Origin of the sequence: Nocardia crassostreae (assembly GCF_001613405.1) — a bacterium.
Taxonomy (GTDB): Bacteria; Actinomycetota; Actinomycetes; order Mycobacteriales; family Mycobacteriaceae; genus Nocardia; species Nocardia crassostreae.
In genome coordinates, this window is the sequence record NZ_BDCH01000025.1 from 1 (window position 1) to 23832 (window position 23832).

At 66.4% G+C, this 23832-nt stretch carries 23 protein-coding genes and 3 pseudogenes; 16 read left to right on the forward strand and 10 right to left on the reverse strand.

The features are described 5' to 3' along the window. Positions 1-459: pseudogene (locus NC4_RS39355) on the reverse strand (XRE family transcriptional regulator); the annotation flags it as partial. Between the two features lie 128 nt (positions 460-587). Beyond that, positions 588-1550, reverse strand: a pseudogene (locus tag NC4_RS24910) (helix-turn-helix transcriptional regulator). Between the two features lie 62 nt (positions 1551-1612). Here NC4_RS24910 and NC4_RS43140 point away from each other — a divergent pair. From NC4_RS43140 to NC4_RS24925, 5 genes are all read left to right on the forward strand, one after another. Continuing rightward, a complete protein-coding gene (locus tag NC4_RS43140) occupies positions 1613-2308 on the forward strand; it encodes an epoxide hydrolase family protein (RefSeq protein WP_245721899.1) in 696 nt (231 codons plus the stop codon). 6 nt (positions 2309-2314) lie between these two features. Further along, positions 2315-2524, forward strand: coding sequence for a hypothetical protein (locus NC4_RS43145; RefSeq protein ID WP_245721900.1), 210 nt, complete (start codon positions 2315-2317; stop codon positions 2522-2524). Positions 2525-2527: 3 nt separating this feature from the next. After that, positions 2528-2755 carry a hypothetical protein gene (locus NC4_RS43150; protein ID WP_245721901.1) on the forward strand — a complete coding sequence of 76 codons (228 nt, stop codon included), beginning with the start codon at positions 2528-2530 and terminating at the stop codon, positions 2753-2755. 29 nt (positions 2756-2784) lie between these two features. After that, the gene (locus tag NC4_RS24920; protein ID WP_067543433.1) at positions 2785-3546 is read left to right on the forward strand and encodes an SDR family NAD(P)-dependent oxidoreductase; all 762 of its coding nucleotides are present in this window, start codon (positions 2785-2787) and stop codon (positions 3544-3546) included. A gap of 203 nt (positions 3547-3749) precedes the next feature. Continuing rightward, positions 3750-4100, forward strand: a complete 351-nt coding sequence (locus NC4_RS24925) for a DUF4254 domain-containing protein (RefSeq protein WP_245721902.1) — start codon at positions 3750-3752, stop codon at positions 4098-4100. 11 nt (positions 4101-4111) lie between these two features. On the opposite strand, the gene NC4_RS24930 is transcribed toward NC4_RS24925, so the two are convergent. The 6 genes from NC4_RS24930 to NC4_RS24955 are packed head-to-tail and all read right to left on the reverse strand — an operon-like array spanning position 4112 to position 12485. Further along, on the reverse strand, positions 4112-6040 hold the full coding sequence (locus NC4_RS24930) for an acetoacetate--CoA ligase (RefSeq protein ID WP_067542778.1): 1929 nt from the start codon (positions 6038-6040) through the stop codon (positions 4112-4114). An 11-nt stretch (positions 6041-6051) separates the two neighbouring features. After that, positions 6052-6879: an HpcH/HpaI aldolase/citrate lyase family protein gene (locus tag NC4_RS24935; RefSeq protein WP_067542781.1), complete on the reverse strand. Its 828-nt coding sequence runs from the start codon at positions 6877-6879 to the stop codon at positions 6052-6054. Further along, positions 6876-7361, reverse strand: coding sequence for a MaoC family dehydratase (locus tag NC4_RS24940; protein WP_067542784.1), 486 nt, complete (start codon positions 7359-7361; stop codon positions 6876-6878). The genes NC4_RS24935 and NC4_RS24940 overlap by 4 nt, the downstream gene beginning before the upstream one ends. Then, a complete protein-coding gene (locus NC4_RS24945) occupies positions 7358-8518 on the reverse strand; it encodes an acyl-CoA dehydrogenase family protein (protein ID WP_067542787.1) in 1161 nt (386 codons plus the stop codon). The genes NC4_RS24940 and NC4_RS24945 overlap by 4 nt, the downstream gene beginning before the upstream one ends. Further along, positions 8518-10893 (reverse strand): ATP-binding protein, encoded by a 2376-nt coding sequence (locus tag NC4_RS24950; protein ID WP_084529789.1) that lies wholly within the window; start codon positions 10891-10893, stop codon positions 8518-8520. The genes NC4_RS24945 and NC4_RS24950 overlap by 1 nt, the downstream gene beginning before the upstream one ends. A gap of 5 nt (positions 10894-10898) precedes the next feature. Then, on the reverse strand, positions 10899-12485 hold the full coding sequence (locus NC4_RS24955) for a carboxyl transferase domain-containing protein (RefSeq protein WP_067542790.1): 1587 nt from the start codon (positions 12483-12485) through the stop codon (positions 10899-10901). Between the two features lie 94 nt (positions 12486-12579). Here NC4_RS24955 and NC4_RS24960 point away from each other — a divergent pair, with 94 nt between their 5' ends. Beyond that, positions 12580-13173, forward strand: coding sequence for an SACE_7040 family transcriptional regulator (locus tag NC4_RS24960; protein WP_067542793.1), 594 nt, complete (start codon positions 12580-12582; stop codon positions 13171-13173). Positions 13174-13315: 142 nt separating this feature from the next. Here the strand turns inward: NC4_RS24960 and NC4_RS24965 are convergent, their stop codons facing one another. Both NC4_RS24965 and NC4_RS24970 read right to left on the reverse strand, forming a co-directional pair. Then, on the reverse strand, positions 13316-13759 hold the full coding sequence (locus tag NC4_RS24965; protein ID WP_067542796.1) for an SRPBCC family protein: 444 nt from the start codon (positions 13757-13759) through the stop codon (positions 13316-13318). 49 nt (positions 13760-13808) lie between these two features. Beyond that, on the reverse strand, positions 13809-14711 hold the full coding sequence (locus NC4_RS24970) for an oxygenase MpaB family protein (RefSeq protein WP_067542799.1): 903 nt from the start codon (positions 14709-14711) through the stop codon (positions 13809-13811). Positions 14712-14896: 185 nt separating this feature from the next. On the opposite strand from NC4_RS24970, the gene NC4_RS24975 reads away from it, so the two are divergent. The 10 genes and pseudogenes from NC4_RS24975 to NC4_RS25020 all read left to right on the forward strand — a co-directional run bounded on the left by NC4_RS24975 (position 14897) and on the right by NC4_RS25020 (position 23832). After that, a complete protein-coding gene (locus NC4_RS24975) occupies positions 14897-15121 on the forward strand; it encodes a hypothetical protein (RefSeq protein ID WP_067542802.1) in 225 nt (74 codons plus the stop codon). After that, positions 15121-15309, forward strand: a complete 189-nt coding sequence (locus NC4_RS24980) for a hypothetical protein (protein WP_067542805.1) — start codon at positions 15121-15123, stop codon at positions 15307-15309. Before NC4_RS24975 ends, NC4_RS24980 begins: the two co-directional genes overlap by 1 nt. Positions 15310-15346: 37 nt before the next feature. Beyond that, positions 15347-16201 carry an MlaE family ABC transporter permease gene (locus NC4_RS24985; RefSeq protein ID WP_067543436.1) on the forward strand — a complete coding sequence of 285 codons (855 nt, stop codon included), beginning with the start codon at positions 15347-15349 and terminating at the stop codon, positions 16199-16201. A gap of 1 nt (position 16202) precedes the next feature. Next, positions 16203-17066: pseudogene (locus tag NC4_RS24990) on the forward strand (ABC transporter permease). 6 nt (positions 17067-17072) lie between these two features. Continuing rightward, entirely contained in the window at positions 17073-18425 is a 1353-nt protein-coding gene (locus NC4_RS24995) for an MlaD family protein (RefSeq protein ID WP_067542808.1), read from the forward strand. After that, a complete protein-coding gene (locus NC4_RS25000; RefSeq protein WP_067542811.1) occupies positions 18422-19444 on the forward strand; it encodes an MlaD family protein in 1023 nt (340 codons plus the stop codon). The genes NC4_RS24995 and NC4_RS25000 overlap by 4 nt, the downstream gene beginning before the upstream one ends. Continuing rightward, entirely contained in the window at positions 19441-20421 is a 981-nt protein-coding gene (locus tag NC4_RS25005) for an MCE family protein (RefSeq protein WP_067542814.1), read from the forward strand. The genes NC4_RS25000 and NC4_RS25005 overlap by 4 nt, the downstream gene beginning before the upstream one ends. Next, a complete protein-coding gene (locus NC4_RS25010; RefSeq protein ID WP_067542817.1) occupies positions 20421-21539 on the forward strand; it encodes an MCE family protein in 1119 nt (372 codons plus the stop codon). Before NC4_RS25005 ends, NC4_RS25010 begins: the two co-directional genes overlap by 1 nt. Further along, complete coding sequence (locus tag NC4_RS25015) at positions 21536-22660, forward strand: MCE family protein (RefSeq protein ID WP_067542820.1); 1125 nt, start codon at positions 21536-21538, stop codon at positions 22658-22660. The genes NC4_RS25010 and NC4_RS25015 overlap by 4 nt, the downstream gene beginning before the upstream one ends. Beyond that, entirely contained in the window at positions 22657-23832 is a 1176-nt protein-coding gene (locus NC4_RS25020; RefSeq protein ID WP_067542823.1) for an MCE family protein, read from the forward strand. The genes NC4_RS25015 and NC4_RS25020 overlap by 4 nt, the downstream gene beginning before the upstream one ends.

The following is a 23832-nucleotide window of genomic DNA, read 5'->3' on the forward strand; positions in this document are numbered from 1 at the left end:
ACGAGATTCGATACCGTGCCCGAACTTTTCCTCCCGACCCCGTTGTTGGACGTTGACACTGTCGGCGGCGCCCACGGCTATTCTGATCGTGCAGCCTGCCTCAGCCCGTTCGGTCAAGAGATCATTGAGCCGGGGGTACGCCTCATGGAGGAAGACGGCCGCGTAGACCAGGATGTCGATGTGGTCGCGCGCTGCTGCGAACAGGTTGACGAACACCGACGCCGGAACGTCGGCTCTCTGGTCGTAGAGGGCGACGAGTTCGGGACTGACAGCGCGGGCTGTCCGTGCTTGTCGCAGGGCGGGCCACAGGGCATGAACATCCTCGCCGAGAAGTTCGGCAGCTCGAATGGCAGTACGCCTGCGAGGAACGCGGCCGAGATTTACCCAGCGCTCAACCGATTTCGGGTCCACGCCGGTAACCTCGGCCAGCCTCGCGTGGGTCCATCCTCCGGCCGCCATAGCGGCGCGTAACCGCTCATTCGACCCACATATGCTCGATGGTCCACAGGTCTCGTGGACACCAACGGGAAAGAAGATGCTGCGCAGCCGAGTTGACCACAGCGGACACCTCGGCACCCACAGCGTGCTCAGCTCCCGAGCACCCGGTCCAGCCGGGTGCGGACCGCTTGCAGTTCGGCGACGAGTTCCCGGGGTTCGCGGACCTCGAAGTCGGCGCCGAGGTCCAGGAGCCGGTGTGCCAGCCATTCCGGGGAATCCTCGCGGACCGCTTCGTAGCGGCAGGCGTTTTCGCCGACGGCGGTGATATCGCCGGGGTCATCGCCGAGTCTGCCCGCGACTTGTTCGAGGGGCGCGTGGATCGTGATGTGGTAGCGCAATGTCGTTGCGCCCCAGTCGGTTCGCTCGCCCGCCACGTAGGCGGCCGGATCGGCGGCGGGGAGTTCGCGCGGGGTGAATCGCGCGCCGGTGGGTTGCGGGCGCTGGATGCGGTCGACCCGGAAGATGCGCCAGTCGTCGCGGTCGATATCGAAGCTGGCCAGATACCAGCGATGGCGGACCGGGACGATGCCGACCGGCTCGACATTGCGGCGGGATTCCGCGCCCGCGGCCGAGAGGTAGGCGAAGCGGACGCGCTCCTTGTTCGTGATGGCGGCGGCGAGGGTGGTGAGGATTTCCGGATCCACGGGGGTTTCGCGGGAGGCGTAGCTGACCGTGGCCACGCCCAGTACGCGCACGCGGCGGCGCAATTTGGCGGGCAGCACCTGTTCGAGCTTGGCGAGGGCGCGCACCGAGGCTTCCTCGATGCCCGCGATGGCCGAGCCCGCCGCGGCGCGCAGGCCCACGGCAATGGCCACGGCCTCCTAGTCGTCCACGAGCAGCGGCGGCATGGCCGCGCCCGCGACCAGGCGGTAGCCGCCGGTCGCGCCCAGGGTGGCCTCGACCGGATAGCCGAGTTCGCGCAGCCGGTCGATATCGCGGCGCACGGTGCGGTCGGTGACGCCGAGGCGTTCGGCCAGTTCGCTGCCGGGCCATTCGCGCGGAGTCTGGAGCAGGGAGAGCAGACGCAGGAGTCGTGCCGGAGTATCAACCATGCCGAAACTCTCCTCTCCAATTAGGACCGGAACAGTCCTAGTAGCTTCCTAACGTAGTCGATATGACCTTCACGGCGATCCGCCCCTTCCGCATCGACATCCCGCAGGCCGAACTCGACGACCTGAACGACCGGCTGACCCGCGCCCGTTGGGCGGCGGCGCTGCCCGGCGAGGACTGGAGCCAGGGCGTTCCGGTCGGCTATCTGCGTGAGCTGACCGAGTACTGGCGCACCGAATTCGACTGGCGCGCACAGGAGGCCGCGCTCAATGAGTTCCCGCAGTTCATCACCGAGATCGACGGCCTGGATGTGCATTTCCTGCACGTCCGCTCGCCCGAGCCGGATGCGCTGCCTTTGATCCTCACCCACGGCTGGCCGAACACCTTCGTGGAATTCAGCAAATCCATTCCGCTGCTGACGAATCCGCGGGCGCACGGGTTGGAGTCGGCGCAGGCTTTCCACGTCGTGATTCCCTCGGTGCCCGGATTCGCCTTCTCCGCGGGCCCGCGGGAATTGGGTTTCAAGCCCGGCGATGTGGCGCGAATGTGGATCGAGCTCATGGCCCGCCTCGGATATGCCCGCTACGGCGTCCAGGGCGGCGATCTCGGAGCCTATGTGGTGCAGGAGATGGCACTGGCCTGCCCGGCTCGCATCATCGGCGTCCACATCGACGGCGGCATCGGCATGCCCTCCGCATCCGATGTCCCCACCATGACGCCCGACGAGCTGGTCGAATGGGAACTCATGCAGAAGTGGTAGACGGGCGTGAACCACCACGTCCTGTTGTCCTCGGCCGCACAGACTTTCGCGCACGGCTGGACCGATTCCCCGGTCGGCCTGCTGTCCTGGCTGGTGCACAAGTTCAAGGAATTCTCGCCGCTGGCCGAGCATCTCGAGGATGCCGTCGAACGCGACCACCTGCTGACCAATATCTCGCTGTACTGGTTCACCAATACCGTCGCCAGTTCCTCCTGACCCATGTACAACGGCCTCGGCGACGACGGTTTCACCTGGCCCGCGGATCAGAAGCTGGTCCCCGTGGGCGTCTACGGCGGCGGCTCCGCCCTGATGCGCCGCCTGGCCGAGCGCGGCAATCGCATCGCGCACTGGCCCGAGGGCAATACCGGCAATCACTTCGTCGCCATGGAACTCCCCGAGGCGCACACCGCCGATATCCAGTCCTTCTTCACTGGCCTGATGGAATAGCGGGGTGCGCTCGCGGATTGTTCACGATCATGAGCGCACGTTTCGATGACAAGGTAGTCCTGATCACCGGTGGCGCGGGCGCACTCGCGAGCGCCACCGCGCAGGCCTTCGCCGAGGCCGGAGCCACGGTGGCGCTGGCCGGGCGCAGTGCCGAGCAACTCGCCGAGACCGCCGCCCGCATCCAGGCCCCGGCGGGCCGAATCGATTGGCTCACAGCCGATGTCACCGATAGCGCGCAGGTGGCCGACCTGGTCGCCGAGGTGGTGCGGCGCCACGGCGGCCTCCATATCGCTTTCAACAGCGCGGGCGTTTTCGGAAAGGCCGCGCCGGTCGCGGACTTGGACGAAAACGTTTGGCGGTCGGTTCTCGAGGTGAATCTCACCGGCGTCTTCCTCGCCATGAAGCATGAAATCGCCCATATGCGCGCCAATGGCGGCGGCACGATCATCAATATGGCCTCGAATATCGGTGCCCACGGCCGCCGCCCCGGTATGTCCGCCTACGCCGCCTCCAAAACCGCGGTGAGCGTGCTGACGCAGACCGCCGCCCGCGATCACATTGCCGACGGCATTCGCATCAATGCCGTGAGCCCCGGCGCCAGCGATACGCCGATGTCTTTCCGCCCGGGCGAGACCCGCGCCGATCACGATGCTCGCGTGGCCACGGCCGTACCGGCCGGTCGAGTCAGCACCCCGGCCGAAGTCGCTGCGGCGGTGCTGTGGCTGGCTTCCCCCGAATCCAGCTTCGTGGTCGGTCACGATCTGGTGGTCGACGGCGGGGCAACCGCTTGATCCGAAATACTTGCGCGCCAGTTGAATTGTGGATCACACGCAGGTTGTTGCTCCGCAATACACGTTCTCGTCATCTGCGCTGACTAACGTGCTCGGAATTCGCAGTTCGTGGTACAGGAGCAGTCGCGATGACGGAGACGCTTCCAACGAAAAACGAAGTCCTTCGAGCCTGTCGAGGGACCGGCTTTCCGGGCCATCCGCTATTGCGCGCGGCCCATCACCTCGCGGAGTTACATGAGCGCCGATTAGCAGCAACCCCGGAACAGCTCGCGGATCTGGAATCGCGGCGCACCGATTTGGTGCGTCAGATCGACTGCTGGGTCACCGCGCAACTCCCGCCGTCCCACGGCGCGGCCCGCGTGCACACCGAAACTCTCGGCGCGGTCATCGACCGGCTGGCGAGATTGACCGCGCACGCGTTCTCGGCGCTGGCCGGTACTTCGGGCCAGGAATTGACGGCGGTCTGGCAGAACCTCGCCGAATTGGCCGTCGGCTACGAGGATCTGGCCTCCGAGGTGACCACCGGGCATCGCCGCCTGCCCGGTGGTCACTGATCAACCGGTGGTCACCTACGCAGCGCGGAGTACCACTCGAGGAGTTCGGGCGCGTCCACCGCGGTGGGCGCCACCACCTTGGCCGCCTCGGCGCCCTGGAAGATCTTCTTGATCGGGACTTCCAGTTTCTTACCGGTGCGCGTGTGCGGAATGCCGGGCGCCTCGATGATTTCGTCCGGTACGTGCCGGGGCGAGACCTCGGTGCGAATGGTGGCATTGATGCGGGATTTCAGGTCCTCGGTGAGTTCCGCACCGGGTGAGAGCACCACGAACAGCGGCATCCAGTAGCCGCCGTCGGGTTGTTCGGCGCCGATGACCAAGGCTTCCGCGATTTCCGGGAGACCCTCCACCGCCTGATAGATATCGGCGCTGCCCATGCGAATGCCGTGGCGATTGAGCGTGGAATCCGACCGGCCGTGCACGATGATGCTGCCGTGCGCGGTCAGGGTGATCCAGTCGCCGTGCCGCCAGACGCCGGGGAACATCTCGAAATAGGCGTCGCGGTAACGGGAACCGTCCGGATCGTTCCAGAACCGCACCGGCATGGACGGCATGGGTTTGGTGATGACCAGTTCGCCGACCTCGTTGCGTACCGACCGGCCTTGTTCGTCCCAGGCATCGAGCGCGACGCCGAGATAGGGGGCGGACAGCTCACCGGGCCAGACGGGAACGGTGCGCACGCCGCCGATGAATGCGGAGACCACATCCGTGCCGCCGCTGATGGACGCCACCGGAATATCCTCACCGACATTGTCGCGCAACCAGAGTGAGGACGACGGCGGCAGCGCCGAGCCGGTAATGCCGACCAGCCGCACGGCCGCGAGATCGTGATCGGTACGCGGCACCGCACCCGCCTTGGCGCAGGCGAGCACATATCCCGGGCTGGTGCCGACAATGGTCGCGCCGACCCGGGCGGTAATGGACCACAGGGCATCGGTGGTCGGCGCCGAGGGGCTGCCGTCGTAGCAGACCACGGTGGCGCCGACCAGCAGTCCGGCGATCTGGAAGTTCCACATCATCCAGCTGGGGCTGGTGTACCAGAACACGGTATCGCTGGGACCGATATCCGACTGGAGCGCAATGGCTTTCAAATGTTCGAGCAGAACTCCGCCGTGGCCGTGCACAATACCCTTGGGCTTACCGGTGGTGCCGGAGGAGTACAGCACCCACAGCGGATGATCGAAATCGACCTGGGCGGTATCGATTTCGGCGTCGAGATCGGGGCGGAGATCGTCCCAGGACAGCACGCCGGGCAGTGTCCGGCCGAAGCGGGACACCAGGACCGTGGCGCGCAGCGTCGGCAGCCCGGCGCGCAGGGCCTCGATATCGGCGGTCTTGTCGTGGACCTTGCCGCCGAAGCGATACCCGTCCGCGGTGACGAGGACGGTGGGTTCCAGCTGGCCGAGCCGATCCAGCGCGGCCTGGGCGGAATAGTCCTGGCCGCAAGCGCTCCAGATGGCGCCCAGGCTCGCGGTGGCGAGGAAGGCGATCACGGCGTGCGGGATGTTCGGCAGGTAGCCTGCGACGCGATCGCCGGGCCCGACGCCGAGCTCCCGCAGCTGGTCCGCGAAAGCCACTGTGCTGCCGATCAATTCGGCCCAGGACAGCTCACCGACAGTGCCGTCCTCGTCCACTGCGACAATGGCCGGGCGATCGGTGCGCGCCTGCCGCGCCACCTGGTCGATGCAGTTCAGCCGTGCACCCGGAAACCACTGCGCCCCGGGCATTTCCATGCTGGTCAGCACATCCTGCGGACGTTCGCCGAGATCGAAGTAGTCCCACACCGCACCCCAGAACCCGGGCAGGTCGTCCACCGACCACTGCCACAGCGCCCGATAGTCCGGCAGCGACTCCCCGGTCCGCTTCTCCACGAAGCGGGCGAAACTGGTGACGTCCGCCTCGACGATATCCAGATCCGTCGGCGTCCACTGGGCTTCCATCGCGCTACCTCCTACGACGCCGGACTACCGGCGCGTTGCGCCCGCGCCACGATTCGCTCGGCATGCCGGATGACCGGCATATCCACCATCCTGCCCTCGAAGGTGAAGACGCCCGGCTGATTCGGCACCTCCGCCAAAAGCCTTCGCGCCCAATCGACCTCGGCAGCGCCCGGAGCGTAGGCGCGGCGGATCACCGGAATCTGACTCGGATGAATGGCGACCTTGGCATCGAAGCCGATGGCGACCGCATCCTCGGATTCCGCGGCCAGGCCGTCGAGATCCGGAATATTCAGATACACCGAATCGAGCGCGAACTTCCCGTACGCCTTGGCGGCCAGCAGGGATTGCGAGCGCACATGCCGCGCCACATCCCGATAACCGCCGTCGGCATGACGGCTGGAATTACCGCCCAGCGCCGCGACGAGGTCCTCCGCGCCCCACATGACGCCGATGGCATTGCGCACCATGACCGCGCGCCCCACCGCCATGGCACCCAGCGGGGATTCGATCAGCGCGATCACCTCGTAATCGGCCAGGCGCGTGATCTGTTCGGCGGATTCGCATTTCGGCAGCATGATGCGCCGGTATTCGGTGCGGACCAGGGCGTCCACATCGAGCATGTGATCCAGCGTGCCCGCCGCATTGATGCGCACCACGGTGCGTTCGGGATCCAGCGGGTTGGCGATCAGCGCCTCGCGGGCCGCGGCCTTATCGGCCTCGGCGACGCCGTCCTCCAGGTCGATAATGACCACATCGGCTGCCGCGAGCGCCTTTCCATAGCGCTCGGGGCGGTCGGCCGGACAGAACAACCATGCGGGTCCGGGCATTTCCCAGCTCATGAAGGGTTCTTCCTTACGAGGGTTTTGCGGACGGCGGTGGCGACGATATCGCCGTGCTGATTGCGGCCGGTGTGCGCGAAGGAAACGATGCCCTCGCCCGGACGGCTCTTGGATTCCCGCAGGTCGGTCACCACGGTTTCGGCATAGAGCGTGTCACCGTGGAAAAGCGGCTTGGGGAAGGCGATTTCGGAGAAGCCGAGATTGGCGACAATGGTGCCCTGGGTCAGCTGCGCCACCGACAGGCCGACCAGCGTCGAGAGCGTGAACATGGAATTCACCAGCCGCGCGTGGAACGGCGGCAGCGCGTCGGCGAACGCGGCGTCCAGATGTAGCGCCTGGGTATTCATGGTCAGCGTCGTGAACAGCACATTGTCGGCCTCGGTAACGGTGCGGCCGGGCCGGTGCTCGTACACCACACCGGTCTCGAACTCCTCGAACCAGAGACCGCGCTGTACGACTCGGCGCGGGCTGTCAGTGCTCACAGCCCCAGCTCCCGCCCGATCAGCATCAACTGCACCTCCGTGGTGCCCTCACCTATTTCCAGGATCTTGCTGTCTCGATAGTGCCGGGCCACAGCATATTCGTTCATGAAGCCGTAGCCGCCGAAAATCTGGGTGGCGTCGCGGGCATTGTCCATGGCGGCCTCGGAAGCGACGAGTTTCGCGATGGCGGCCTGTTTCTTGAACGGTTTTCCGGTGAGCATGAGCGCGGCCGCGTCGTAGTAGGCGGCGCGGGCGGCATGGGCGCGGGCCTCCATGCGGGCGATCTTGAAGGCAATGGCCTGATTGCTGCCGATGGGACGCCCGAAAGCCTCGCGCTCCTTGGCATAGCGGACGCTCTCGTCCACACAGCCCTGCGCCGCGCCGACCGACAGCGCCGCGATGGCAATGCGGCCCTCGTCCAGAATGCGCAGGAAGTTGGCGTACCCGCGCCCGCGCTCGCCGAGCAGGTTCTCGGCGGGCACCCGCACATCGGTGAAGCTCAGCGGATGGGTGTCGGAAGCATTCCAGCCGACCTTGTTGTAGGCGGGCTCGGCCACGAATCCCGGCGTGTCAGTGGGCACCAGGATGGTGGAGATCTCCTTCTTCCCCTCCGTGGTCCCGGTGACGGCGGTGACGGTCACCAGCCGCGTGATATCGGTGCCGGAATTGGTGATGAACTGCTTGGAGCCGTTGATGATCCAGCTGTCCCCGTCCAGCACGGCCGTGGTGCGCGTGCCGCCCGCATCACTGCCCGCCCCCGGTTCGGTGAGCCCGAACGCCGCCAGCGCCCGGCCGCTGGTCAGCTGTGGCAGCCATTCCTGCTTCTGCTTGTCGTTGCCGAATCGGTAAACCGGCATCGCACCCAGCGACACTCCGGCCTCGAGCGTGATGGCCACACTCTGATCGACCTTGCCCAGCTCCTCCAAGGCCAAGCACAGCGCGAAGTAGTCCCCGCCCATCCCCCCGAACTCCTCCGGGAACGGCAACCCGAACAGCCCCATATCCGCCATGCCCTTCACAACCTCGTACGGGAAGCTGTGCTCGGCATCGTGCTTGGCGGCCACGGGAGCCACCACCTGATTGGCGAAATCCCGCACGGTGAGCGCGAGTTCGCGGTACTCGTCCGGAAGCGTTCCGGTGGAGAGGAAGTCGGTCATCACATATCCCTGGTCTGGTCGGCGGTAGCTGAGGCGGGTGTATCGCCCCCGCGTCGAGTTGGTTCGGTGTCGGCGGGCAGAGCGGAATCCGACGGCCGGGCCGATCCGCCCCGGCCGTCCGAAGCGGCGGTCGCGCCGGTTTCGGCCGCATCGGTTCTGGCCGCACCCGGCTGAGCCGCACCCAGCTGAGCTGCGTCGGGCTCGACAGGATTTGTCTCGGTCACACCGGTCTCAGCCGCGCCGGACTCGGTCACGCCGGACTCGGCCGCGCCGGACTCGGCCGCGCCGGACTCGGCCGCGCCGGACTCGGCAGTGTCGGACTCGGCGGCGGCAGGCGTGGCGGACTCACCCGGTGCGGGGTCGGTGATCACGCGGGCGAGCACCTGGTCCAGGCGCACCTGTGTGCCGGGCGGGACGAGTAGTTTGACTCGACCGGCGACCGGGGCGGTCAGGGTGTGTTCCATCTTCATGGCTTCCACCACGACGATCGGTGCGCCCGCGGACACCTCGTCGCCGGTTGCCGCCAGTAGGGCTATCACCGAACCCGGCATGGGGCTGGTGATTTCGGCATCGCCGGAGTGATCCGCGACAGTGCGCACATCAGCTTCGGCGACTTCGCGCAACAGGGCGACGCCTGTGGCATCGGCGATCCAGACCTGGCCGTCGTGCTCGGCAATGCGGACACGGGTGCGCAGGCCGTCGACGGTCAGGGTGAGGTGGCCCAAACTCAGGCCCGCGCCGAGTGTGGTGCTGTCGAATCGCGCTGTCAGCGTGTGCTTCTCGCCGGACTCCAGCCACGCCTCGGCGTGCTCGGGCGTGCCGGTGAGGTAGACGTGTTCGGTGCGGTCGCCGCCGATCAGGCGCAGGACGGTCGGCGCGTGCGCTCCGATTCGCCAGCCGGTGGGAATCGCCCACGGGTCGGCGGGGGTCTGCGGCCAGCGGCGCAGCCACAGATACGCTGCGGCGGCCAGGAATTGGGTGTCGCGGACCGGTTCGGCGTGAAAGTCCACCACACGACGATCGAGCAGGCCGGTATCCAGCTGTCCGGCGCGGACATCCGGGTCGGCAAGCAGGAAGCGCAGGAAATCGGTATTGGTGCGGAGGCCCAGGATCTGCGTATCTCGCAGTGCGGCATCGAGTGTGGCGATCGCGGTGGCACGGTCGGGCGCATGGGCGATGACCTTGGACAGCATCGGGTCGTAATCGCTGCCGACGACGGTCCCGGCGCGCAGGCCGGAATCCACGCGGATGCCCTTGCCTTCCGGCTCCGAGAGCGCGAGCACGGTGCCGCCGGTCGGGAGGAAGTCGCGGCTGGGGTCCTCGGCGTACACGCGGGCTTCGATGGCATGGCCGGTGAGGCGGATATCGTCCTGGCTCACTGACAGTTTCTGACCAGCGGCGATGCGCACCTGGCATTCCACGAGGTCCACGCCGGTGACGAGTTCGGTCACCGGGTGCTCGACCTGGAGGCGGGTGTTCATCTCCATGAAGAAGAACTCGTCGGGTTTGTCGGCGGAGACGATGAATTCGACGGTGCCCGCACCCATGTAGTCCACGCTGCGCGCGGTATTGCAGGCGGCCGCGCCGATCCTGGCGCGGGTCTGGGCATCCAACAGCGGCGAGGGTGCTTCCTCGATCACCTTCTGGTGGCGACGCTGCAGACTGCATTCACGCTCACCCAGATGCAGGACCTGGCCGGAGCCGTCGGCGAGGATCTGCACCTCGATATGCCGGGGGCGACTGACGAAGCGCTCCAGGAACAGGGTGTCGTCACCGAAGGCGGCGGCCGCCTCACGGCGCGCGCTGACCAGGGCGTCGGGTAGCAGTGCGGGATCCTCCACCCGCCGCATGCCCTTGCCGCCGCCACCGGCGGACGGCTTCACCAGCACGGGATAGCCGATTTCGGTTGCGGCTTCGATGAGTTCGGCATCGGTCAGACCCGGGCGCGCGATACCGGGTACGACCGGCACGCCGTAGGCCGAGACCGCGTTCTTGGCGGCGATCTTGTCGCCCATGATCTCGATGGCCCGGGCGGGCGGCCCGAGGAAGACGATGCCCGCCTCGTCGAGGGCCGCCGCGAAGGCCGAATTCTCCGACAGGAAGCCATATCCCGGATGCACGGCCTGTGCGCCGGAGCGGCGAGCCGCATCGACCACCTTGGCGATATCCAGATAGGACTCGCGCGCGGGAGCCGGTCCCAACCGAACGGCGGTATCGGCCTCGTGCACATGGCGGGCATCGGCATCGGCATCGCTGTACACCGCGACCGAGCGAATTCCCATGGCGCGCAGGGTGCGAATGACGCGGACCGCGATCTCGCCGCGATTGGCGACGAGCACGGTGTCGAAGGCAATGGGGTGCGCTTTGTTCATCATGGCAATCACATCCGGAAGACGCCGTAGGAGACGGGTTCGAGCGGCGCTTGCGCGCAGGCCGAAAGCGCCAGGCCGACAACTGTTCTGGTATCGGCCGGATCGATGACGCCATCGTCCCAGAGCCGCGCGGTCGAGTAGTACGGATTGCCCTGCGCCTCGTACTGGTCGCGAATGGGGGCCTTGAACGCCTCCTGATCCTCCTCCGACCAGGGCTTGCCATTGCCGTCCAGCTGATCGCCGCGCACGGTGGCCAGCACCGAAGCGGCCTGTTCACCGCCCATGACGGAGATGCGGGCATTGGGCCACATCCACAGGAAGCGCGGCGAATACGCGCGCCCGCACATGGAGTAGTTGCCCGCGCCGTAGGACCCGCCGATGACCACGGTCAGCTTCGGCACTCGCGCACAGGCCACCGCGGTGACCATCTTCGCGCCGTGCTTGGCGATGCCACCGGCCTCGTAGTCGCGACCCACCATGAACCCGGTGATGTTCTGCAGGAACAGCAGCGGGATCTTGCGCTTGTCGCAGAGCTCGATGAAATGCGCGCCCTTCATGGCGGATTCGCTGAACAGCACGCCGTTATTGGCCACGATCCCGACCGGATGGCCGTGGATGTGCGCGAAACCGGTGACGAGGGTGCGCCCGTATTCGGCCTTGAACTCCTGGAATTCGCCGCCGTCGACCATGCGGGTGATGACCTCGCGCACGTCGTAGGGCGTGCGCAGATCCACCGGCACCACGTCGTACAGCTCGTCCTGCGGCGCGATGGCGTCGACGGTCGGGCGCACCTCCCACGGCGTCGGCGTCTTGGGCCCCAGCGTGGCCACGATATTCCGCACGATGCGCAGCGCGTCCTGATCGCTCTCGGCCAGATGATCGGTGACACCGGAAGTGCGCGAATGCAATTCGCCGCCGCCCAGCTCCTCGGCCGTCACCACCTCACCGGTGGCCGCCTTCACCAGCGGCGGCCCGCCCAGGAAGATGGTGCCCTGATTGCGCACGATCACGGTCTCATCGCTCATGGCGGGCACATACGCCCCGCCCGCGGTGCACGACCCCATGACCGCGGAGATCTGCGCGATCCCCTTGGCGCTCAGATTCGCCTGGTTGTAGAAGATCCGCCCGAAGTGCTCGCGATCGGGAAACACCTCGTCCTGCTTGGGCAGGAACGCGCCGCCGGAGTCCACCAGGTAGATGCACGGCAGATTGTTCTGCAGCGCCACCTCCTGCGCCCGCAGATGCTTCTTCACCGTCATGGGGTAGTAGGTGCCGCCCTTGACCGTCGCGTCATTGGCGATGATCACGCACTCGCGCCCGGACACCCGCCCGACCCCGCCGATGACCCCGGCCCCGGGGCACTCGTCCCCGTACAGCCCATTGGCCGCCAGCGGCGACAGCTCCAGGAACGGCGATCCGGCATCGAGCAGCTGATCCACCCGCTCGCGCGGCAACAGCTTCCCCCGCGCCACATGCCGCTCCCGGGCCTTCTCCGGCCCGCCCAGCGCACTCACCGCGAGCCGCTCCCGCAACTCCTCGACCAGCGCCAGATGTGCCGCCCGATTCCCGGTACGCACGTCCCCCGTCAGCGTCATAACGCCATCCTGCCCGCTCGGTTAATCACCAATAACTGGAAAATAAGATAATCTTCACTAACTGAGTTGTCCAGGACCGGCGAAAGGAGCCACGGTGAGCAGCACCGACACCGTCACGCTCACCCGCCGCGAACAGCTCAAGGCGCAACGCAGACAGCAGCTGCTCGACGCCGGAGCCCGCCTGGTAGCCGACCGCGGCTTCCTGAGCATGCGCCTCGACGATCTGGGCGCGGCCGCAGGCATCAGCGGCCCGGCGGTCTACCGCCACTTCCCCAACAAGGAAGCCCTGCTGGTCGAACTACTGGTCGGCATCAGCCAGCGCCTCCTTGACGGCGGCAGAGCCGTGGCCGCCCAGGCGCCCAACCCGGCCCAGGCCCTCACCGACCTGATCGACTTCCACCTCGACTTCGCTTTGGGCGAGCCCGAATTGATCCGTATCCAGGACCGCGACCTGGAGAATCTCCCCGAATCCGCCCGCCGCCAGGTCCGCCGTACCCAGCGCCAGTACGTCGAGATCTGGGTCGCGGTCCTACGCGAACTCCACCCGGATCTCCCCGAACCGGCGGCCCGGGTCCAAGCCCACGCCACCTTCGGGCTCATCAACTCGACACCGCACAGCGCCCCGGCCGCATCCGCGACTCGCGCGCGACCGGTCCTGCGCCGGATGGCCCTCGCCGCGCTCGGATAAGCACCCTCACTTCTATCCGCGGACCGCCGGTGCCCAGCACCTGACATAACTCGGGTCCACACCCTTTGGCGTTGGTTCACACCCTGTATTGGGGCTGAATAAGGGGTGTGAAGCGGGGGGGGGAAGGGGTGTGAACTGAGGGTTAGATGCCTTTGAGTTCGCGTTCGGCGGTGCGGAGGACCAGGTGGATGCCGCCGGTGATTACTGGGAGGAAGGTGCGGGTGGTGAGGGTGGGGAGGAGGGGGGTGGCCAGTTCGAAGGTGGAGATCCAGTGGACTTTGGTGCCGCCGGGGACTTCTTCGAAGGCTATGGAGCCCTCTTGGTGGCGTAGTGGGGGGACGGATTTGAGGATTCGGTAGCGCATCAGGGCGGGGGGTGAGTATTCGACGATTTCTTCGGTCAGGCGCATCAGGGGGGTGACTATGAGGCGGACTGCGCCTGCGCCGTGGCCGGTGGTGTTGCCGGGGCGGACCAGGGTTACGCGGCGGACGAAGGGGACGCGTTGGTAGTTGGTGGCGTCGGTGAGCCAGTCGAAGACGTCGGGGCGGGGAGCCTGGATGGTGCACTCAACATCGACCGTGCGCATACCGGCTCCGTTCTGGTCTGGCTCGAACCTTTGGGAAGCCTACAGCGGATCAGATGAGGGGCTTGTGCTTTCGGACGCGGCGGCGGACATCGCGCATCATGGCGTGGGTGGGGGCAAAGCGGAGGAAGCGGGGGATGAAGCGGTTGACGAAACCCACGAAGAGGAACAGGTTTTCGAAGCGGCGTTGGTCGGCGGGGGTCCAGGGGACGCCCATCTGTTCGCGGAAGTGAGGGGCCAGGAAGCCAGCCGTGAGGAAGCGGAGGAGGCCGCCGAAGACGAGGCGCAGGTACCAGTGGATCATGCGCAGGTGGAGGAGGTCGTCCACGAAGGCGCGGACCTTGTCGTCGAGAACGGCCTGTTCGGCGGCCAGGTTCCAGTAGACGTCGAAGTCGGCGCGGGTGGGGGGCCACATGTCTTCCGGCACTTGCAGAGTCGTGCCCAGGGTGGATGAGGTGCGGTAGAACTCCTCGGCCTGATGGGGGCTCATCTTGCCGTGCAGCATCTGGTAGGAATCCTCGAAGCCGATGTACAGGCAGGCCGCGACCCAGAGCTGGAGATTGCGGTCGAAGGCGTTGCACTTCACCGGGGCGCCGGGTTCCGAGCGCACTTGGCGGTGGGCGACATTCACGGCTTCCCGGAATTCCGCCTTCTCCTCGTCGCTGCCGAGTAGCGCGACCGCGAGGTAGGAAGCCGTGGTGCGCAGGCGTTTCCAGGGATGCACCATGAGCGCGCCGGATTCCACCTTGCTGTCGGCGACGCCGTGGCCGACGCCGGGGCGGGCCATCTGCATGGCCACATTGGCGGCCGCTCCGGCGAATTGCCAGAAATCCATCGCATCCTGCACCCGGGGCGGGCGCTTGGTCTGCGAGCGGTGGATGGCGGGGATGTGGATGCGGGTCTGCTCGGTGGTCAACGGGACCGATTCGAAGGGCTGGGCCGCTGCTGAGGTCATGGTTGCCCTTTCACGCACCGATGCGGAATGACTAATAACTTAGAACGCCGGGGGCAGCAGGTCAATGGCCGAATAAACCGGTGGTTCACAGCCAACTTCCAGGAATACATGCTGGTCGACTGTCCGGGACACGAGTTTTCCGAAAGCGCTTTTCATAGCGAAAATAATCGGTAACATACCGCTCCATGCTGCAACGGCTGGACCGAATACTGAGTTACGAGATGAAGGTGTCGGAGTTTCTCGGCACGCTGATCTTGATCGGCATCCCTTACGGCCTGGTGGGCCTCATCTGGACGCTCACGCACACCTCGCACCTGAAACAGCTGCACGGGCTGGACGTGATCATCTCGTTCCTGGGCTCCATCGTCTGCTGGCCGGTGCTCACCTTCTCGAATGTGTGCATGACGTAATGATGGCGCTGGTCTGGCTCATCGATCTCCTCGTCCGAGGGGTGCGGGTGCTCGGTGGGCGTACGCAGGTGAATCCCGTTTTCCGGTTCGGGCTCTGGCTGGCGGTGCTGAGCGCCGTGGCGGCGGGGGTCGCCGTACTGGGCTTTCTGCTGGTGCTGCTGCAGCAGTATCTCGACGATATGGCGTAGGGGGGGCGACGCCTTGACCACCACTTCACCGGCCCGCATGCACAAGGGGCCGCCGGAACCGGCGCACGGTGAGCTCGACAGGATTACCGAAAGCATTGCGCGACTGTGGAAACGGCATCCACAGCAGTCTCTGGAGACCCTCGGGCGGCAGGTGCTGCTGGGGCGGGAGGCGGTGCGGCAGCTGGTTGTCGCCATGGCGCGGCGGCGGTTTCCGTATCAGGAGTTCATCAAGCAGTGCGCCTTCATGACCAGTGTGTCGGCGGCGCCGACGGTGCTGGTGGCCATCCCTATCGCGGTGGTGGTGTCGATTCAGGTGGGCGCCTTGGTGAATCAGGTCGGCGCGACCACCTTCATCGGCGCGGTGGCCGGACTGGGCATCATCCGCCAGGGTGCGCCGCTGGTGACCTCGCTCATGATCGCGGGGGCGGTGGGGTCGGCCATCTGCGCCGATCTGGGTTCGCGCACCATTCGCGAGGAGATCGACGCCATGATGGTCATGGGCGTGGATCCGGTGCGGCGGCTGGTCGCGCCGCGGCTGCTGGCGGCGGTGCTGGTGAGCATGCTGCTGTGCGGGTTCATCGTGTTCGTCGGATTCGCGACGGCCTACCTGTTCAATGTGTACGCCCAGTCGGGGACGCCCGGATCCTTCATCGGCTCGTTCGCGTCCTTCGCGGTGGCCAATGACCTGGTGATCGCCCTGATCAAGGCGGCGGTCTTCGGTGCGCTGACCGCGATCATCGCCTGCGATATCGGCCTGCACGCGCACGGCGGACCGGGCGGGGTGGCCAATGCGGTGAACTCCGCGGTGGTCAGCTCGGCGCTCATGCTGTTCGCCACCAACATCATTCTCACCCAGGTGTACAACACCTTGTTCCCGACGAAGGTGATCTGAGGTGGGCAGTACCTACACTCCCCCGGCGCTGCGGCCGATCAGGCTCGCGGGCAGCGCGATCGCCGTGCCGTATCAGGCCAATCAGCGGATGGGGCATCAGGCCGTCACGTTCTTCCAGGCGCTCATCGCGATTCCGTTCGTGATCAAGCACTATCGCAAGGAAGTGCTGCGGCTGACCGCCGATATCGGGTGGGGCAACGGCTCGCTCATCGTGGGCGGCGGGACCATCGGCGTGGTCATCGCGCTGTGCGGATTCGCGGGCATCACCGTGGGCATGTAGTCGTTCACGGCCCTGAACCTGCTGACCATGGGGCCGCTGACCGGCGCCATCTCCGGATTCGCCACCACGCGCGAGCTCGCGCCGATCATCGCCACCCTGGGCTTCGCCATTCAGTCCGGCTGCCGGTTCACCGCGCAGCTGGGGTCCATGCGCATCTCCGAGGAGATCGACGCGCTGGAATCCATTGCGATCCGGCCGCTTCCGTATCTGGTGAGCACCCGCATGATCGCCGCGACGGTGACCATCATCCCGCTCTACAGCGTGGGCCTGGCGGTCGCGTATCTGGCGACCAAGCTGTCGGTGCTGATTCTAGGCGGCACCACCGCGGGCACCTACGACCACTACTTCTTCCAGTTCCTGCTGGGACCCGACGTGTTCTGGTCGCTGCTCAAAGTCATTGTGTTCGTCATGCTTTCGGCATTCATCCAGTGCTACTACGGCTATGTCGCCACCGGTGGCCCGGAGGGCGTCGGAGTGGCTGCGAGGCGCGCCATCAAGATGGTCATCGTCGTCATGGTGTTCGCCAATCTGTTTCTGACCCTGGCCATCTGGGGTATCGACCCCGGCTTCCGGATCTCCGGGTAGGCGCGCATGATTCTCGATCCGAGTGGCCGCGGACCCACGGCCAGGCAACTGACCCTCGCGGGGCTGGCAATGCTCACGGCCGTGGCGCTGCTGCTGTATCTACTGGCCCTGTGCTACACCGGGCGCTTCGAGGACAAGGTGGGCGTGGTCGCCGAGCTGACCAGTACCGGCGACGGACTGCCCGAGCGCGCGGATGTGAAATTCCGCGGCATGGTGGTCGGCCGCGTCGAGAGCGTGCAGGTGGTCGCCAAGGGGGAACGGCAGCGCGCCGAGATCGCGCTGAGACTCACCGTGGCCGACATGATTCCGGCGAGCGTCGCGGCGCGCGTGATCCCGAACAATATCTTCGGCGTCACCGCCGTCGAATTGGTCGACACCGAGCCGAGCCGGGACACGCTGCGGGCCGGGGACGTCATTCCCGAGGACACCAGCGCGGCGACCGTGCAATTGCAGACCACCCTCAATGTCCTGCGCAACGTGCTCGACAATATTCAGCCGGAGAAGCTCGGCCGCGTACTGGGAACCCTTGCCGCGGCATTGGATCCGCAAGCGTGCGTCCCCGGCTCCACCATCGAGCGCCTCGACACCTGGCTGACCGAGGTGCACGCCATCCCCGGCATCGGCAATCTGCTCGGCGATCTGGGGCAGGCGGCCACCGCGCTGAGCCGGTCCGCACCGGAGCTGGTCGGCATGCTGTCGCGGTCGGTGACCACCGCGCGCACACTGACCGAGCAGCGGGCGAATCTCATTGCCCTGCTGACCAATGGCGGCACGGCCGTGGACGCGGTGAACTCGCTGTTCGCGCGCAATCCGGATTCCGGCAAGTTCCTGGTGGCGGGTCTGGACGAGCTGTTCGGCAGTCTCGCCAAGGATCCGCAGGCCATCCCGTACTCGATCGCCAATCTCAATACCGCGCTGCATCGTCTGCAAGGCGTGTTCACCTTCGGCTCCAGCAGCCAGATGGTGTGGAAGATGGATGTGTCCTTCACGCCGTTCCAGCAGTACACGGCCGCGGATTGCCCCCGCTACGGCGAGCTGACCGGACCGCGCTGCGGCGGGCCGACGGTGCCGGATGTCGCACCGCCGCAGGAGTACCCGACTTCGCTCATGCCGCAGTGGCTGGGGGCAGCCGGTCCGGCCCCGGTGCCGAATCTGCCCGCCATACCGGGGCTGCCGGTGATCCCCGGAATCAACGCACCCGCCTCGTACGCCGAAAATGACCAGGCCACAACGCAACCCGCGGGACTGCGCGGCACCGAAGCCATTGCGGCGGTGGTCGGCGGTAAACCCAATATGGCCCAGGTGCTCTTGCTGGGTCCTGTCCCGACCGGCGGCTATCTGACGGAGGCCACGGCATGAAATCGGCGAAATCCCTGGCGGGGTTCAGCCTCTTCGCGGTCATCGCGGTGGTGCTGACCTACACCATCTGGTCGACCCTGCAACGTTCGGTACCCGGTGGCACACACGGTTATTCGGCCATGTTCTCCGATGTGCTCGGCCTGCGCATCGGCGATGACGTGCGCATGGCCGGGGTCCGGGTGGGCCGGGTCGACAAGATCGACTTCACTGCCGACTACCGGGCCCGGGTCGACTTCCGGATCGAGGACGACCAGCATCCGACGACGTCGACCAAGGCTCTGATCCGCTATCAGAATCTCATCGGCCAGCGCTATATCGCGCTCATGCCGGGCGAGCAGGCCGGGCAGCCGCTCGCGCCCGGTGACCAGATTCCCCTCGAACGCACCGAGCCGTCCTTCGATGTCTCGGCGCTGCTCTCGGGCTTCGAACCGCTGTTCAGCGTGCTGCAACCCGGTCAGGTCAACTCGCTCTCGGAGACGCTCGTCCAGGCCCTGCAGGGCAATGGCGTCTCGCTGAGCTCGCTGGTCACCCAGGCCGCGCAGCTGGCCTCGACCTTCGGCCAGCGCGATCAGATCCTCGGCGATGTGATCGCCAACCTCAGCAGCGTGATCTCCGGCCTGTCCAATCTCAGTTCGGAGCTGGAAACCCTGATCACCCAGGCGCGTTCGCTGACCGAGGCGCTCTACTCGCAGGGCGAGGCGCTGAAAACCTCGGTCGATCGCGTGGCGACGGCGACGGATTCGCTGGTGAACATTATCGCCGCCGTGATACCCGGTGTGGCCCAGGCACAGAACGATGCCACCGGCGGCATCGCCCTGCTGCTGCTCAATGGCGCGTCATTGGATCAGGCCGCGGTGGAGCTGCCCGACATCCTGAATGCCTTGGCGCGATTCAGCTCCTACGGCGCCTACGGCAATGCCTATATCTGCCGACTGGACGTCTCGCTGTGGGGCGTGCTGCTGCCGCCCGGACTCTTCTCCCAGGTCGGCGGACCGGCTCAATCGGAGGTGCGCCGATGAATCGGTATTTGCGGCTCGGCCTGTTCGCGGCCGGATTCGTGGTGCTGCTGCTGGTCGGTTCGACGGCCATCAAGCAGGCGCAGTTCGGGGACAAGACGATTCACGCGGAATTCGCACAGGCCGCCGGGCTGCGGCCGGGTGCGACGGTGGACGTCTCCGGTATCGAGGTCGGCACCGTCGCGGCGGTGAAGCTGGACGGCGACAAGGTTCTGGTGGATTTCAAGGTGCGCCGGGACCTGCGGTTGAGCTCGAATGCCCGGGCGGCCATCAAGATGTCGACCATTCTGGGCCGCCTGCATGTGGACCTGGTGCCTGGCAATGGCGAGGCGCTGGCCGGGGATCGCATCACCATCGAGAACACCACCGTGCCCTACAACTTGGGCAAGGTCATTCAGGATCCCGAGTACAAGTCCTCGTTCGAGCACATCGAGCGAATCGACCCCGTGAAGCTGCGCCAGGCTCTCGACACCGTCAACCAGCAGATGGGCGAATCCCCCGAGCTGGCCGTGCAGGCCCTCGACAGCGTCGGCGCGCTGGCCAAGGTCATCAATGACCGCCGCGACGAGGTCGACACCCTGCTGAAAGGCATGGATGTGGTCGCGCAGCTGGCGGCAGACAATCAGAACAGCGTGCTGCTCCTGCTGACTCGCGGCGAGGCCATCGGCACCGCCGTACAGCAGCGCCAGACCCTGCTGCGCAGCCTGCTCGACAATGTCGCGGCGCTGTCGCGGCTGTTGCAGGAGATGGGCCTGGAGAACAACGGTCAGCTCGGGCCGCTCATCGGTGATCTCAACACCATGTCCGAGGGCTTGGAGAAGAACAAGCAGAACCTCGACCGGCTGTACGAGATCATGCCGGTCGCCTTGCGGCAGTTCAACAATGTGGTCGGCAACGGGCCGTACGGCGAGGTGTACGCACCGTGGCTGTTCCCGGACAACTGGCTGTGCTTCGCGCAGGCCATTCAGGGGTGCGAGTAATGAGGGCGTGGACGAGACCGCGGGCACTGCTGAAGCTGGCCGCGGTGTGCTGGGCGGCCGCGGTGGAGGCGGGGTGCGGGGTGCTGCCGGACAGCGTGAGCTCACTGCCCGGGCGGTATCTCGGCGACCGCATGCGGGTCAGCGCGGACTTCGAGAACGTGGCGGGTCTGTATGCGGGCAATGAGGTTGCGGTACTGGGTGTTCCGATCGGCACGGTCGAATCCGTCACGCCCAAGGGCAGTTACGTCGAGGTGATCATGTCACTGGATCGCAGCGTCAAGATTCCGGCCGATGCCATGGCGGCGCTGGTCAATCCGCAACTGATCACCAACCGGCATGTGGAATTGGCCCCGGCGTATACGGGCGACGGTCCGGTACTCGCGGACGGCGCGCATATTCCCTTGCCGCGCACCAGGGTTCCCGTCGAACTCGATCGCATTCTCGCCAATTTCGATCAGCTCGGCGCCGCGCTGAAGGGCGACAACGAGACCGGCCCGATGGCGAGCCGCGTCCTGTTTCCGCTCCTGGACGGCAATGGCGACCGGCTCCGCGAAACCCTCGACGCGCTGTCGTCGGCCTTCGAGGTCACCTTCGCCAACAAGGACCAGATCGCGAATACGATCATCGAACTCAACGAGATCACCAAGATCATCGCGTCCAATGATCAGACCGTCCGCGATTTCAGCGGCCGCCTCACCGAACTGGTGAGCCTCATGGGCGAGCAGGCTCCCGGTCTGCAGGCCGTACTGGCCCAACTCGACGACTTCGTCACCAATACGGCCACCCTCGTCGGCGAGAACCAGGATCAGCTCGCCGGAGCGCTGACCCGCTTCGTCACCATTTCCGAGCAGATGCGGCTCAATGCCCGCGGTCTCACCGAGATCGTGGACGTCGCACCGCTCATGTTCCAGAACCTGGCCAATGCCACCAGCACCGAACATCAGGCGCTGCGGCTGCACGGCCTGCTGGACAAATCGGCGCTCGACGGCGAGGCGCTGGCGCTGTTCTGCGAGCGCGTCATGATGCGCCTTGACGGCTGCCGCACCGGCAAGATCCAGGACTTCGGTCCCGACTTCGGGCTCACCGCCGCGCTGCTCGGGATTGCGAGCATCGAATGAGCGCGCGAATTCGCGGTATCGCGGCCGCAGTGACCGTGGCGGCGCTCACCGGCGCGAGCGGTTGCGCGGTGTCGGTGAGCAATGTGCCCATGCCCGAACCCGGAATCGGCGCACCCGGTTACACCATTCACGTGGCGTTCAAGGATGCGCTCAATCTGCCCGACCGGGCGCACGTGAAGATCGGCGGCACCGATATCGGGGTGGTCACCGATATCTCGACGACGAACTTCATCGCCGATGTGGAAATGCTGATTCGCGAGGACATTCGGCTCCCCCACGGCACCACCGCCGAACTGCGCCAGGCCACTCCGCTCGGCGACATGTTCGTGGCCATGACGCTGCCGTCCACGGCGGAGGCGGGCGAACCGCTGCGCGACGGCGACACCATCGGCACCGATCGGACCTCGGCCGGGGCCTCGGTGGAACAGCTCATGATGTCGATCTCGCTGCTGCTCAATGGCGGCGGCATCAATCAGGCGGCGCGCATCACCACCGAGATGAACTCCATGTTCGCCGGGAAGGCGCCGCAATTGCGGCATCTGATCACCGAAATGACCGGTGTCATCGCCGCATTGAATCAACGCACCGGCGATATCGACGGCGTGCTCGGCGGCCTGGACGTGCTCACCGGCGAACTCGCGCGGCGCAAGGCCGAACTCGGCGCCGCCGCCGATACCTTTCCGCAGTTGATCGGGCTGTTCACCGAGAACAACCAGCAGATCGTGGACCTGCTGACCGAGGTGTCCACCACCATGACCGCGCTCGGCGATTTCAGCGACACCACCGGCACCGAATTCGTGAGCCTGTTCAACAGCATTCAGGCCCTCATGTCGGGCTTCGCGCAGATGGGCGACAACCTCACCGGGACGCTCGACGGGTTGCACGCCATCTATCCCTCGCTCATGGCCAGCCTGGACGGTCCGGCGCTGGCGGTGGCCGCGACGGTGTCGTACCTGAACGTCGGCGCGCTCACCGATCCCGCGGGCAGCCGATGGCCCGAACTCGGCGATGCCGGACTGTTCATCGGGAGCCTGGTGCAGGTGCTGGGGAAGGTGTTCGGGCGGCTCACCAGTCCCCCGCAGCTGCCCGGCGCGCTGCCCGCAGAAGGCGGTGAGCGATGAATTCACCACTGTGGCAATGGATGGTGCGCAGGCGCATCGGCCTCGCCAATGTCGGTCTCGTGGTCGTGCTCCTGATCGGCAGCGGCTATATCGGCGGCTCTGTGCTGCGGTTCGATCCGCTGCCGCACACCATGACCGTCACCGTCGAGCTCGCCTCCTCGGGCGGGCTGGCGGCCGGAAACGACGTCACCTTCCGGGGTAGCCGGGTGGGCCGGGTCGGCGAGGTTCGGGTCTCCGGCGACGGTGTCGCGGCCATTGCCGAGATCGAGGATTCGGTGCGAATTCCGGTGGGCGGCACCGTCGCCGTCGGCCGGTTGTCGGCGGCGGGTGAGCAGTACCTCGATTTCCGGCCCGATTCCGATACCGGGCCGTATCTGCGCGACGGCACGGTCGTGGAGCGCGCTCGCACCAGCGTCCCGGTCGCCATTCAGTCGGTGTTCGCGAATATGAGCGACTTCATCGGCGGTATGAATCCGGACCGGCTGACCGTCATCATCGACGAACTGGACAAGGCCCTGGCCGGTGGTCCGGATCGGCTGCGCAACATGATCTCCGGTATCAGCCGCGCCATGGCCGGGCTCACCGATCTGCTGCCGCAGACCCGGCAGTTGATCGAGAATCTGGAGATCATCGCCGAGACCACCTCGCACGCGCAGCCCGATCTGGGCACGCTCACCGCGGCGGGCAGCACCCTGTTCCACCAATTCGCCGCGGCCGACCGGGAATTGCGCGAGCTGCTGCGACAGGGCCCGGGGCAGCTCGCCACGCTGGGCGGGTTCCTCACCGCGACCGAGGACCCCATGACCAATCTGGTGACGAACTTCGTGGCCATCACCCGCGCGGCGAAGCTGCGCGCACCGGCCATCGCGGCGCTGTTCCCGGCGCTGCGGGTGGGCTCGGCGGCGCTCGGGGTGCCCGCCCACGACGGGGCCTACCACACGCTGGTCGATCCCTGGCCGCGCCCGACCTGCGAATACAACACCATCCCGGTCGTTCCCACCCAGGCCGTCGTGGATACCCGGGTGCGGCTCTACAACTACTGCGTCACCAATGATCCGGCCCTGCAGATTCGCGGGTCGGCCAATGCGCCGCGGCCGGATGTGCCGGACAACGGCGTGACCGCGCCGCCGGGTGTGACCGGTGACGAACTCTCCCAGCCCATACCCCGATAG